This window comes from Burkholderia sp. Ac-20353, from assembly GCF_017104785.1.
Lineage (GTDB): Bacteria > Pseudomonadota > Gammaproteobacteria > Burkholderiales > Burkholderiaceae > Burkholderia.
Genome location: NZ_JAAGPL010000118.1, coordinates 1 through 12,685, shown reverse-complemented (window position 1 = coordinate 12,685; position 12,685 = coordinate 1). Strand labels below are relative to the sequence as shown.

The following is a 12,685-nucleotide window of genomic DNA, read 5'->3' as shown; positions in this document are numbered from 1 at the left end:
ATGCGCACCCCGCTTCCACTCGACGGCAAGACCGCGCTCGTGACGGGCGGCTCGTCCGGCATTGGCGCGGCGAGCGCCCGAGCGCTGCTCGCCGACGGCGCGGCCGTCGTGCTGATGGGCCGCCGCCGCGACGCGCTCGAACGCGCGCAGCAGCAACTGACGGATGCGGTGCCAGGTGGCCGCGTCGCGATCCATGCAGGCGACGCCGGCGTCGAAGCCGACCTGCTGGACGCGCTGCAGCGCGCGTGGTCGCTGAACGGGCGTCTCGACATCGTCGTGCCGACGGTCGGCGGCGCCGCGTTCCGGCCGCTGCTGATGCACGACGCCGACAGCTTCCGCGCGGACCTCGAACTCAACGTGATCAGCGCGTTCCTCGCAATCCGCCATGCGGCACCGATGCTCGCCGACAGCGGCGGCGGCGCGGTCGTGTGCATTTCATCGACGGCCGCGCGGATCAATTTCCGCTGGCTGTCCGGCTATTGCACCGCGAAGGCCGGGCTCGAAGCGCTGGTCCGCGCGGCGGCCGAGGAACTGGCCGGCGCGAAGATTCGTGTGAACGCGGTTCGCCCCGGCCTCACACGTTCGGAAGCAACCGCGCCGATGTTCGACAACCACGCGCTCGTCGACAGCTTTCTCGAGCAGATCCCGCTACGCACGCTCGGCGAGCCCGACGCGATCGCGCATGCGGTGCGCTACCTCGCGGGGCCCGAATCGGGCTGGGTGACGGGCCAGAGCTTCGCGGTCGACGGCGGCCACGAACTGCGCACGAATCCGCGCGTCGACGACACGATTGCGCAGATCTTTGGCGCGGCCGCGCTCGACGCGGTCAAGTCCGGCCGCGCACCCGGCGGCGCTTGAGTGTCCGCTCTCCTCCACTGACAGGAATCCACCAGAACATGAATCGAGTCGCAAACAAGGTCGCGCTGATCACCGGCGCGGCGAGCGGCGTCGGCCGCGCGGACGCGCTGCTGCTGGCCGCCGAAGGCGCGCGCGTCGTGCTCACCGACGTCAACGACGAAGCCGGCCACGCGCTCGCACGCGAGATCGGCGACGCGGCGCTGTTCGTGCGCCACGACATCGCCGACGAGGACGGCTGGCGGCATGCGATCGCATCGACGCTCGCGCGCTTCGGCCAGCTCGACGTGCTCGTCAACAACGCGGCGATCTGCCCGGTCGGCACGATCGAGGACACGAGCCTCGACACGTGGCAGCGCGTGATGCGCACCAACGCGGACGGCTACTTCCTCGGCTGCAAGTACGCGATCGACGCGATGAAGCACAACACGACGCAGGGCTCGATCGTGATGATGTCGTCGGTCGCCGCGCTCGGCGGCCTGCCGATGATGTGCGCGTACACGGGGTCGAAAGGCGCGGTGACCGCGCTCACGCGCAACGTCGCCGCGCACTGCAAGCGCAGCGGCTACCGGATCCGCTGCAATTCGGTCCACCCGGACGGAATCTGGACGCCGATGACGCAGGCGATCGTGCCTGACCTCGATCCGGCGACGCTCGGCATCGGCAGCGATCCGATGGCGCGGATGTGCGACCCGCAGGACGTCGCGAATCTCGTGCTGTTCCTCGCGTCGGACGAATCGCGCTTCATCAACGGCGCGGAACTGCGGATCGACAACGGGCAACTGATTTCGTCGCTGTGACGCAGCACGTGTGTTTTTTTCGGAGGCCTATCCAGATGATTGAAATGACCGGCAAGACCGTGCTGATCACCGGCGGCGGTGCGGGCATCGGCCGCGCGTGCGCGGAAACGTTCGGCGCGGCGGGCGCGCGCGTCGTCGTCGCGGAAATCGACGCCGCCCGCGCGCAGGATGTGCGTCACGCACTCGAGTCGGCGGGCGTCGAGTCGCTCGTCGAGATTGTCGACGTGACGCGTCGCGACGAGGTCGACGCGTTCGCGCGCACGATCGACACGCGCTTCGGCGGCCTCGACGTGCTCGTGAACAATGTCGGCGATTTCCTGCAGATCGCGAAACCGTTCGACGACTACACGGACGACGACATCGCGCGGCTGTTCGACGTGAACCTGCGGCAGGTGTTCGTCGTCACGCGCGCGATGCTGCCGCTGCTGCGCCGGCGTGGCGCGGGCGGCAGCATCGTCAGCGTGTCGTCGATCGAAGGTTTCCGCGCGATTCCGAACTGCGCGGTGTACGCGTCTTTCAAGGCCGCGCTGACCGGATTCACGAAAAGCCTCGCGCTCGAGCTCGGGCCAGCGGGCATACGCGTGAATCAGATCGCGCCCGAAACGACCGAGACGCCGCAGGTGCCGGTGAGCGCGATGGTTGCCGCCGAGCACCGCGCGCACGTGCCGCGCTGGATTCCGCTCGGCCGCTTCGGCGCGGCGGGCGACATCGCGGGCGCGGCGCTGTTCCTCGCGAGCCCGCTCGCCGCGTGGGTCACCGGCACGACGTTGCACGTCGATGGCGGCGCACTCGCGGCCGCCGGCTGGTATCGCGACCCGAATGGCTTCTGGGCCAACCTGCCGGTCGTTACCGGCAACGGCTTCAATTTCTGAGCGGCCACGCGAGCGCTTTTCCCGCGCATTTCCCGTTCACGCAACCCGGCGAGCGACGCACGCATCGTCATCGGAGACACCATGAACATTCTCGTCATCGGCGGCACCGGCCTCATCGGCGGCCACGCCGCGCTGTATCTGCACGCGCAGGGCAACACCATCACGCTCGCCGCGCGCAAGCCGCCCGCGGCCGGCTCCGCACTTGCGCAATTCGACGTATTGCAGCGTGATTACGTTGCCGGCAATTTCACGCGCGACGATCTCGCGTGCTTCGACGCAATCGTGTTTGCAGCCGGCAACGATATCCGCCACTTGCCGCCCGGTACCGACGAAGCCGCGCATTGGGAGCGCGCGAACGTCGAGGCCGTGCCGCGCTTCTTCGCGCTCGCGCGCGACGCGGGTGTGAAAAAGGCCGTGCTCGTCGGCAGCTTCTATCCGCAGGTCGCGCCCGAACTCATCGACACGGTTCCATATGTGCGTTCGCGCCATCTGGCCGACGAACGCGTGCGCGCGCTCGCGACGCCGTCGTTCACGGTATGCAGTGTGAATGCGCCGTTCGTCGTCGGTTCGGTGCCGGGCCTGCGCAACGAGATGTTCACCGCATATACGGGCTATGCGGAGGGCAAGCTGGCCGGGCTGCCCGTTTACGGGCCGGCGGGCGGCAGCAATTTCATCTCGACGCAATCGCTGTCGGAAGCAATCTGGGGCGCAATGCAGCGCGGCGAAGCAGGCAACGCGTATCTCGTTGGCGACGAGAACCTGAGCTTCGCGGAATATTTCGCCGCGTTCTTCCGCGCGGCCGGCAATCCGCAAGAAGTGCCGTCGCTCGACCAGGCGCATCCGCTGCTGCCGGACATCGCGATCTACACGGGGCGCGGCAACGTCGTGTCGTACGAGCCGGATGCGGCCGATCTCGCGGTGCTGCGTTATCGGCGCGGTGACGTGCAGCGCGCCGTGGATGAAGTCGTCGCGCATTGCCGCGCGCAGTGAGTGGTGGCAGGCGTGTCACCCGGCACGAGCGACACGCATGAAAAAAATCCCGCGCCGGCACACATGGCCGGCGCGGGACTTCGGTTGCGATGCGCCGGACTATCTGGCGCCGTTCATTACTCGCCGAGCCGGCGTTCGATCTTCTTCATCGTATCGAGCAGCTCGGCCGGCAGACGCAGCTTCAGCGTGTCGAACAACTGCGCATGCAGCGCCAGTTCGTCGCGCCATTCGGCCACGTCCATCGACGTCACCGCGTCGAACTGCGCGCGCGTGAAGTCGAGGCCGTCCCAGTGCAGGTCGTCGTACGCGGGCGACACGCCGAACGCGTGCTCGCTGCCGCCGCCGGTCCCTTCGAGGCGATCGAGCATCCACTTCATCACGCGCATGTTCTCGCCGAAGCCCGGCCACACGAACTTGCCGTGCTCGTCCTTGCGGAACCAGTTCACGCAATAGATCTTCGGCAGACGCGCACCGCTCGCCGCGAGCTTCTCGCCCATCGCGAGCCAGTGACCGAAATAATCGCTCATGTTGTAGCCGCAGAACGGCAGCATCGCAAACGGGTCGCGCCGCACGATGCCCTGCTGGCCGACGGCTGCCGCGGTTGTCTCCGAACCCATCGTCGCGGCCATGTACACGCCTTCCACCCAGTCGCGCGCTTCGGTCACGAGCGGCACCGTGGTCGAGCGGCGGCCGCCGAAGATGAATGCGTCGATCGGCACGCCGGCCGGGTTTTCCCAGTCGCTGTCGATCGACGGGCATTGCGCGGCCGGCGCGGTGAAGCGCGAGTTCGGATGCGCGGCCTTGCGGCCGGTTTCCTTTCCGATCTCGGGCGTCCACGGGTTGCCCTGCCAGTCGGTCAGCTTTGCGGGCGGCGTGTCGGTCAGCCCTTCCCACCACACGTCGCCGTCTTCCGTCAGCGCGACGTTCGTGAAGATCACGTTTTCCTTCAGTGTCGCGATCGCGTTCGGGTTGGTCTTCACGCCGGTGCCCGGCGCGACGCCGAAGAAGCCTGCTTCGGGGTTGATCGCGTAAAGCCGGCCGTCGCGGCCCGGCTTCAGCCATGCGATGTCGTCGCCGATCGTCGTGACCTGCCAGCCGTCGAAGCCCTTCGGCGGAATCAGCATCGCGAAGTTGGTCTTGCCGCATGCGGACGGGAACGCGGCCGCGACGTGATACTTCTTGCCGGCCGGCGACGTCACGCCAAGAATCAGCATGTGCTCGGCGAGCCAGCCCTGGTCGCGGCCCATCGTCGACGCGATGCGCAGCGCGAAGCACTTCTTGCCGAGCAGCGCGTTGCCGCCGTAGCCGGAACCGAAGCTCCAGATCTCGCGCGTTTCCGGAAAGTGCACGATGTACTTGACCGGGTTGCACGGCCACGGAACGTCCTGCTGGCCCGGCTCGAGCGGATGGCCGACGCTGTGCACGCACGGCACGAACGGGCCATCTTCGCCGAGCACGTCGTACACGTCGCGGCCCATGCGCGTCATGATCCGCATGTTCACCGCGACATACGGGCTGTCGGACAGCTCGACGCCGACGTGCGCGATCGGCGAGCCGAGCGGGCCCATCGAGAACGGCACGACGTACAGCGTGCGGCCGCGCATCGAGCCGCGGAACAGCCCGTCGAGCGTCGTGCGCATTTCCTCCGGCGCGATCCAGTTGTTGGTCGGTCCGACGTCGTCGCGCGACGCGGCGCAGATGAACGTGCGGTCCTCGACGCGCGCGACGTCGGACGGATCGGACTGCGCGAGATACGAATTCGGACGCAACGCCTGATTGAGGCGCTTCAGCGTCCCCTGTTCGACCATCGCCTGGCACAGCGCGTCGTTTTCGGCCTGCGAGCCGTCGCACCAGACGATGCGCTCGGGTTCGGTGAGTTCGGCGATGCGCTTCACCCAGTCGATCAGCCCGCGGTGCTTGACGAATGCCGGCGGAGCGAACTGCTGGCCGTGTGTCGCTTCGGCCGTGGTATTTGGCTGCATAAGAGTCTCCAGATTTATCGGGCAGAAAATGGGGGAGTCGGGAGAGCGGGCGGAGCCCGCAAGATGGAAAAGCCGATCGGGAGCCAGGTCGCAGCGGAGACCGCGCGCAGGACGCGACACGCGTGCGGTGCGCGTGTCGGAGCGGTGATGCGTGCGAGAGGATGGTGTGTCTCGTTAGAGTGTGCGAACGCGAGTTTCGCCATGCATGCAACCTGACGTACCACTACATGATGACGGCCAGCATACCATCGCCAATACCCTGCTGGCATTGCGTTGCAGCAAGACTGGTGCGTGCCCGCGCACCGGCACGCGGGTTGCTTGCGCGCAATTTTTACCCGCAAGCGGCGGGCGCCGGATCCGCCGGATCGGTGCGGCGCACCGCCCGGCAAGGGTTTCGTGGAAACGGCAAATCCGGCCTGCGCGTGCGGCTCGCAACGAACATGCCTGCCGCACGCGTATATTCACGTTTTCGCTACTGCGGCAAACCCTGAATTAGGTTGCGTACACAAACATCTGACCAGAGCGCATGAAACGCGGCACCGCTCAAAACGGCGCACCCGGCAATCCGGGGTAATACGCGCCCGCTGCCATCCCGCCGTCGACGGCCAGTTCCGCGCCGTTGCAGTACGACGCGTCGTCGCTCGCGAGGAACAGCGTCGCGCGCGCGATTTCGTCGGGCAGCCCGACACGCTGCAGCGGCACGTGCGTGTAATGCTTGTTGACTTCGTCGAGCGGCGCGCCGGTCGGGTTCGACATCACGGTGTTTACGCCGCCCGGATGGACCGAATTCACGCGCACGCCCTGATGGCCGAGCTCGAGCGCCGCGACCTTCGTGAGCCCGCGCACGCCCCACTTGCTCGACACGTACGCGGCGAGCGCGTTGACGCCACGCAATCCGTCCACCGACGAGATATTGACGATCGAGCCGTTTTTCTGCGCGATCATGCGCGGCGCGATCGTGCGGATGCCGACGAACGTGCCGACCAGGTTGATCGACACCGCGCGTTCGAAGTCGCGTGTCGACAGCTCGGTGATGCCGCCGAACGTTAGCACCGCCGCGTTGTTGACGAGTACGTCGATGCGGCCGAACTGTTCGGCCGTCGCGTCGGCGACGCGCGCCCAGTTCGCTTCGTCGGCGACGTCGAGCCGCATGAAGCGTGCGGCATCGCCGAGCTCGCGCGCGAGCGCGTCGCCTTCCGCTTCGAGTACGTCGGCGATCACGACGCGCGCGCCTTCCGCAACGAACAGCCGGCACGTTGCCGCGCCCATTCCGCGCGCGCCGCCGGTGACGATTGCTACCTTTCCTTCCAGTCGAGCCATGTTTTCCTCTCTTCGATTCGCCGGCGCAACGCGCGGGAGCGCGCGCGGCCGGACCCGTTGATGGCCGCGCGGCCTGCGCCGCGCGGTGTCATCCCCAATACGCCTGCCCACCGTCGAGCGGCAGCGTCGCGCCAGTCAGGTACGCAGCGTCGCGGCTCGCGAGAAACACGATCGCGCGGCCGATGTCCTGTTCGCAGTCGCCGACGCGGCCGAGCGGAATCGTCCGAAAAAACGCGGCGGCTTCCTGCGGATTCGCGTCGACCCAGCCCTTCAGCCCCGGCGACAGCGCATGCGGCGCGACCGCGTTCACGCGAATCCCGTCGACGCCCCACTCGCATGCGGCCGCGCGCGTCAACGCACGGATCGCTTCCTTGGTCGCCGCATACGCGCCGTAGCCGGACGCATCCCAGCGCACCGCGGCCGACGACGCGAAGTTGACGATCACGCCGTCGCCCTTCAGGTGCGGGTGGCACGCGCGCATCATCCGCAGCGTGGCGAGCGGGCCCGATTCGAGCCCCGCGACGAACGCGTCGTCGGTCACGTCGAGCAGGCGGCCGAGCGGCACGACCTGCGCGTTGTTGACCAGGATCTGCACGCCGCCGAAGCGCGCGACCACGTCCGCGACGCAGCGCACGATCTGGCCGGCGTCCATCACGTCGCAGACGAACGGCTCCGCGATGCCGCCGCGCCGGCGGATCTCGTCGCAGGTCGCGAGCAGCTTGTCGCGCGTGCGGCCGACCACCGCGACCCGCGCCCCTTCGGCCGCGAGCGCGTACGCGATGCCTTGACCGACGCCCTGCCCCGCGCCCGTGACGAGCGCGGCCTTGTCATTCAGGATTCCCATCGATGTGCGTGAGATGTGATTCATGCGACGATTGCCGGATGCGCCTGCACGGGTCCGCCGAGCAGGTCGCGGTAAGACGGCGGCTGTTTGCCGTCGAGATCGGCGATCCCGTACTTGAGTGCCGCTTCCGCGCCGACCAGCACCTGGCCCGACAGCGCCATCCGCTCGGGGTCCTGGTACAGCGCATGAATTACGCGGCCCGTGAATTCGGGGCTTTCGGCGACGAGCGAGAATTCCTTGTACAGATCGGGGTGTTCGTCCCACACGCGCGTCGTGCGCTCGGTGCGCAGCGGCCCCATCCAGATCGACACGGCCGCGACGTCGAACGGCTTCAGGTCGACGGCCATGTCCTTCGCAAACTTGTCGACGCCGGCCTTCTGCGCGCCGTAGGCGGCGCCGTGCATGTAGCAGCTCGCGCCGAACGATGACGTGAACGCGATCAACCCGCCGCGGCGCTTCGTCATCAGCGGCGCCGCGTGCCAGCTCGCGACGTACGCGGACCGCAGACCGACATCGAGGATGTTCACGAGGTCGAGCGACTTCTCCCAGAACGGGCCCGGCAGGATCAGCTGGTCGTGCAGATACGTCGCGTTGTTGACGAGGATGTCGAGGCGCCCGCTTTCGCGCTCGACGCGCTCGAACAGCGCCTTGACCTGCGCGTCGTCCGCGTGGTCGCATGGCACCGCGATGCCGCGGCCGCCAAGGGCGTCGATCTCGCGCGCGGTCTCGTGGATCGTGCCGGGCAGCGGCGCATCGCCTTCGTGCTGCGAGCGGCCCGTCACGTAGACGGTCGCGCCGGCCGCGCCGAGTGCGCGCGCGATGCCCCTGCCCGCGCCGCGCGATGCGCCGGTCACGACGGCGACGAGCGTGTCGTTGTGTTGTTTCATGTTCGGTGTCTCCTGTTCGAGGCTGATGAAGCGCGAGAAATGGAAAATTCACGCAGCAAATTCAGGCAGCGGATTCAGGCAGCCGGCGGCGGCGTGCCGGCGAACAGCACGCCGCGCGCATCGCCTTCGTAGCGGGCGCTCAGCGTCGACGTGACGACGCAGCGCGTCGCGACGATCTTCCATTCACCGTCGACCTTCCGGTATTCGTCGTCGTAGTACGCGCCGAGCTGCGTGAGCGTGTGCGCGTTCGTGTCGATCATCTGGTAGTGCAGGCCCCACGTTCCGCGCGCATGCGTGTCGTCGAGCACCGTGATGTCCGGATTGACGCCGTGGTGCATCTCGACGATGTGCGGATGGCAGCCGAGCCGCTCGAACACGTCGACGAGCGCATCGCGGTGCTCGAACACGCCGATCCGCCCGTAGTCGATATGCACGGTGCCGGGCGCGAAGCAGTCGCGCATCCGTTGCGGATCCTTCCGGTCGCAGCTCGTGAAGTAGCGTGCCTTCAGGCGGCGGATCGCGTCGGCGTCCTCGAGCCTGCGCAGCCGCGTCTCCAGTTGTTCGGTGGGCGTCATGCGGTCTCCTTGGTGTCGATGCACGCGGGTGCGGTGCGTCGACGTCCACGGTACAGGCGTGATGCGGGGCGGCCATCACCCGTTCGGATGAAACGGTGCGGCGTGGGTGGCCCCAATCGTCCAATCGGACGATGTGATGCGGTGGCATTCGTTCCTACCATCCGTCGACACCACCACGAGGCGCGGCGATGGACGACACGACCCGGACGCTCCACGAATTCGAGCAGATCCGTCAGCTGAAATACCGGTACTTCCGCGCGGTCGACACGCACGACTGGGCGTTGCTCGCGCAATGCCTGACAACCGATTGCAACGCGCGCCTGTACGGCGGCAAATATGCATACGACGGCCGCGACGCATTCGTGTCGAGCCTGCAGGCGTTGATCGGCAAGCCGACGTTCCTGACGATGCATCACGGCCATCACCCGGAGCTCACGCTCGTCGCGGCCGATCGCGCACGCGGCGTGTGGTTTCTCGAGGATCACGCGATCAATCTGGACGACGACTACCTGCTGCACGGCACCGCGTTCTACGACGACGAATACGTGAAGCAGGACGGCGTGTGGCGGATCTGCGCGACGCGTCACGAGCGGCTGTTCGAGAGCGTGACGTCGCCGATCCCGCCGTCGTTCACGCTGACCGCGAACCGGTTCGCGCCCGCCACACAGCAGGACACCGCGCACTGAATCCGGCGGCACGGCCGCGGTCCCGGTCCGCCGTCCCTGTTATTTCCACCTGGAGCCCGAGCAATGGAGAAAGTCATTTACGTGTTGTGGCGCGACGCACAGGCCGCGCCCGATCAATGGAGCCGCACGGTGCGCGCGCAGCTCGCCGACAAGCTGCTGTCGCTCGGCGCGCACGGCGTGCAGGTCAATGTCGCCGACGCGGACGTCGCGCCCGCCGCGGCGCTGAAGCAGGTGAACACGCATCCGGCCATCGACGGGATCGCAGCCGTGTGGATCGACAGCGCGAACCCGATGTTCCGCCAGCCGTTCGACGACGCAGTGCGCACGGTCGCCCCGCACATGGCCGCCTATCTCGTCACCGAGTCGCAACCGATTCCGAACACGCGCTTCCCGGCGCGCCCCGGCGAACGCACCAGCGGGTTTTCGCAACTCGCGTTCCTGAAGCGGCCGCCGCGCCTTACGCACGAAGCGTGGCTCGACGTATGGCACAACCATCACACGCGCGTCGCGATCGATACGCAGGACAACTTCCTGTACGTGCAGAACGTCGTCGTGCGCGCGCTGACGCATGCGGCGCCCGGTTACGACGCGATCGTCGAGGAATGCTTCCCGGCCGCCGCGATGACGGATCCACACGCATTCTTCGACGCAGTCGGCGACGACGAGAAGTTCCAGCGCAACGTCGCCGAGATGATGGACAGCTGCGCGCGCTTCATCGATTTCGACAAGATCGATGTGGTGCCGACGAGCCAGTACATCGTGAAGGCGGTTGGCGCCTGACACGCATGCCGGGTGGCGTGCGGCCCGGCGTTCATCGGCATCGTTCGGCCAGCCCGAAGATCGCGCCCGTTCGCGCGCGATCGCGTGCGTTGACGCCGGCCGACACGATGTGGGGAATCTGATCGTGCGTCGCGGGCACGCACTTGCCGGCGCGTCGACGTTCAGAGCATCTGCCGTGCCCGTCCACGATTAAGGATCCTGTAATCTGCGCAAGCGCGTATCTTCACGTGGCGTTAAGTTTCGCGACCTAGACTGATTGAATTGTCACTAGTCACGCAGTGTCGTCGCGAAAGGAGTCGTCATGAACAAGCACGCGATCGCCGCCGTCCTTGCGGCTGTTTCCCTCTCGGCGTTCGCTCAACCGGGCGCGCCATCGTCAGGTTCCGCGCCCCCACGCGCCGACGGCGCGCAAACGGTGCATCGCGCGCCCGGCGCCCTGCCTCCGGCCGGCGGATTCATTCTCGCGAAGATCGATCAGAACAATACGCCGCCCGATCGCGGCGGCGACCCGAGCGGAAGGCAGCATTCGGGCATGAAGATGTAAGTGGGGTAAGTGGGAGACCCCGCCGCCCGCATCCGTCGAATGGCCGGCTTGCCGGCCGATGCAGAGGTAAAGCGACGCGACCGCGGCGTGCAGTCATGTGCGCCGCGGCGGTGTCGCCGTGCGCGTGCGCGCACGACGCCGGTCAGAGCGACGGCAGCGACGGATCGCGCGCGGCGAGGATGTCGTCCGTGCGCCGCTGCAGCGCGCCGTCGATCGTCTCGGGTTGCGGAATCAGCCAGTAACGTCCTTCGCGGATCCCGTCGAACACGCGTTCGGCGAATTCGTCGGGGGTGAGCCCGTGCGCGTTCAGCATCGTGCGCATCGTGTCGACGAATCCGCGCACTGCCGGGCGATCGTGCGCGTCGCCGAACGGGTCGTTGAAGATTCCGCTCTGCACGGGCCCCGGCGCGAGCAGCGACACGCCGACCGGCGAGCCGAGCATCTTCAGTTCGCCGTACAGCGATTCGGTCAGCGCGACCACCGCGAACTTGGTCGCCGAGTACGGCGACATCAGCGGGCTCGGCAGGAACCCGCCGACCGACGCCGTGTTCACGACGCGCGCGGGCACGTTGCGCGCGAGCATCCGTGGCACGAAGCTGCGAATGCCGTTCAGCACCCCGTGCACGTTGATCGCGAAGCTCCGTTCGAAGCGCTCCGGCGTGATTTCCCAGCTGAAGCCGGTCGCCATCACACCCGCGTTGTTGAACAGCAGGTCGACGCCGCCGAAGCGCTGCCACGCGGCGTCCGCGAGCGCATCGACTGCGTCGGGCCGGCTGACGTCGGTCGGCACGCACAGCACGTCGGTGTCGAGGGTCGCGGCGAATGCGTCGAGCCTGGCCGGGTCGAGGTCGGCCAGCACGACGCGCATCCCGAGCGCGGCCGCGCGGCGAGCGAGCCCGCTGCCGATGCCGCTGGCCGCGCCGGTGATCACGGCGGTGCCGCCGTCGATGCGAAGCGATGCAGTCATGGTTCAAAGTCCTTCGGGGTTGATGAGCGGATGCGCATACGCGGGGATCGCCGGCGGCGGTAGCGGCGTGCGGCCGTCGAGCGAGTGCACCGCGAGCCCGTGCGCTAGCGGAAAGTGCAGGCTGTGCGCGATCACGCCGGTGCGCTCGCGCGCGGGCAGCCGGCACAGCGCGAGCGCCGTCTCGGCGAGGTACGCGACGTCTTCGGTCGGATAGCCTTCCGGGATGTAGCGGGCCGCGCCCGGCGTTCGGATTGCGGTGCTCGGCGCGACGAGGTTCACCGCGATCCCGTCCGGCTCGAGTTCGGCCGCGAGGCCCTGTGTGAAGCGCGACAGCGCGGCCTTGACCGCCGCATATACGGTTGCGCCGCCCGCGCGCGAGAATTCGTCGAACGGCCGCGGCGGTGGCAGCGCGGTGACCGAGCCGATGTTGACGATCCAGCCCGCGCCACGCGCGCGCATCAGCGGGATCGCCGCTTGCGCGAGCGCGAACGGGATCCGCAGGTAGTGCTCGATCGTCGTGTCGAACATCGCCATCGGCATCGTCTCGACGCGTTCGTAGTCGGCCACGCCCGCGTTGTTGACA

At 67.8% G+C, this 12,685-nt stretch carries 14 protein-coding genes; 7 read left to right on the top strand and 7 right to left on the bottom strand.

The features are described 5' to 3' along the window. The 4 genes from G3N94_RS27045 to G3N94_RS27030 all read left to right on the top strand — a co-directional run bounded on the left by G3N94_RS27045 (nucleotide 1) and on the right by G3N94_RS27030 (nucleotide 3,517). A complete protein-coding gene (locus G3N94_RS27045; RefSeq protein ID WP_205795596.1) occupies nucleotides 1-858 on the top strand; it encodes an SDR family NAD(P)-dependent oxidoreductase in 858 nt (285 codons plus the stop codon). A gap of 38 nt (nucleotides 859-896) precedes the next feature. Next, the gene (locus tag G3N94_RS27040; RefSeq protein WP_205795595.1) at nucleotides 897-1,655 is read left to right on the top strand and encodes an SDR family oxidoreductase; all 759 of its coding nucleotides are present in this window, start codon (nucleotides 897-899) and stop codon (nucleotides 1,653-1,655) included. A 38-nt stretch (nucleotides 1,656-1,693) separates the two neighbouring features. Further along, nucleotides 1,694-2,527: an SDR family NAD(P)-dependent oxidoreductase gene (locus G3N94_RS27035; RefSeq protein WP_205795610.1), complete on the top strand. Its 834-nt coding sequence runs from the start codon at nucleotides 1,694-1,696 to the stop codon at nucleotides 2,525-2,527. Between the two features lie 81 nt (nucleotides 2,528-2,608). Further along, nucleotides 2,609-3,517 (top strand): NAD-dependent epimerase/dehydratase family protein, encoded by a 909-nt coding sequence (locus G3N94_RS27030; RefSeq protein WP_205795594.1) that lies wholly within the window; start codon nucleotides 2,609-2,611, stop codon nucleotides 3,515-3,517. A 116-nt stretch (nucleotides 3,518-3,633) separates the two neighbouring features. Here the strand turns inward: G3N94_RS27030 and G3N94_RS27025 are convergent, their stop codons facing one another. The 5 genes from G3N94_RS27025 to G3N94_RS27005 form a co-directional block, all read right to left on the bottom strand. Further along, nucleotides 3,634-5,499, bottom strand: a complete 1,866-nt coding sequence (locus G3N94_RS27025) for a phosphoenolpyruvate carboxykinase (GTP) (RefSeq protein WP_205795593.1) — start codon at nucleotides 5,497-5,499, stop codon at nucleotides 3,634-3,636. A gap of 543 nt (nucleotides 5,500-6,042) precedes the next feature. Then, nucleotides 6,043-6,819, bottom strand: coding sequence for a glucose 1-dehydrogenase (locus tag G3N94_RS27020; RefSeq protein WP_205795592.1), 777 nt, complete (start codon nucleotides 6,817-6,819; stop codon nucleotides 6,043-6,045). Between the two features lie 88 nt (nucleotides 6,820-6,907). Then, entirely contained in the window at nucleotides 6,908-7,663 is a 756-nt protein-coding gene (locus G3N94_RS27015) for an SDR family oxidoreductase (protein WP_205795609.1), read from the bottom strand. 20 nt (nucleotides 7,664-7,683) lie between these two features. After that, the gene (locus G3N94_RS27010; RefSeq protein ID WP_205795591.1) at nucleotides 7,684-8,550 is read right to left on the bottom strand and encodes an SDR family NAD(P)-dependent oxidoreductase; all 867 of its coding nucleotides are present in this window, start codon (nucleotides 8,548-8,550) and stop codon (nucleotides 7,684-7,686) included. 74 nt (nucleotides 8,551-8,624) lie between these two features. Further along, nucleotides 8,625-9,125, bottom strand: coding sequence for a nuclear transport factor 2 family protein (locus tag G3N94_RS27005; protein WP_205795590.1), 501 nt, complete (start codon nucleotides 9,123-9,125; stop codon nucleotides 8,625-8,627). A 188-nt stretch (nucleotides 9,126-9,313) separates the two neighbouring features. Here G3N94_RS27005 and G3N94_RS27000 point away from each other — a divergent pair, with 188 nt between their 5' ends. The 3 genes from G3N94_RS27000 to G3N94_RS26990 all read left to right on the top strand — a co-directional run bounded on the left by G3N94_RS27000 (nucleotide 9,314) and on the right by G3N94_RS26990 (nucleotide 11,135). After that, a complete protein-coding gene (locus G3N94_RS27000) occupies nucleotides 9,314-9,811 on the top strand; it encodes a nuclear transport factor 2 family protein (protein ID WP_205795589.1) in 498 nt (165 codons plus the stop codon). 63 nt (nucleotides 9,812-9,874) lie between these two features. Further along, a complete protein-coding gene (locus G3N94_RS26995; protein WP_205795588.1) occupies nucleotides 9,875-10,591 on the top strand; it encodes an EthD domain-containing protein in 717 nt (238 codons plus the stop codon). Nucleotides 10,592-10,892: 301 nt separating this feature from the next. Then, on the top strand, nucleotides 10,893-11,135 hold the full coding sequence (locus G3N94_RS26990; protein ID WP_205795587.1) for a hypothetical protein: 243 nt from the start codon (nucleotides 10,893-10,895) through the stop codon (nucleotides 11,133-11,135). 142 nt (nucleotides 11,136-11,277) lie between these two features. Here the strand turns inward: G3N94_RS26990 and G3N94_RS26985 are convergent, their stop codons facing one another. Continuing rightward, nucleotides 11,278-12,102, bottom strand: a complete 825-nt coding sequence (locus G3N94_RS26985; protein WP_205795586.1) for an SDR family NAD(P)-dependent oxidoreductase — start codon at nucleotides 12,100-12,102, stop codon at nucleotides 11,278-11,280. Between the two features lie 3 nt (nucleotides 12,103-12,105). Further along, on the bottom strand, nucleotides 12,106-12,685 hold a 580-nt coding region (locus G3N94_RS26980), incomplete at its 5' end, for an SDR family NAD(P)-dependent oxidoreductase (protein ID WP_205795585.1).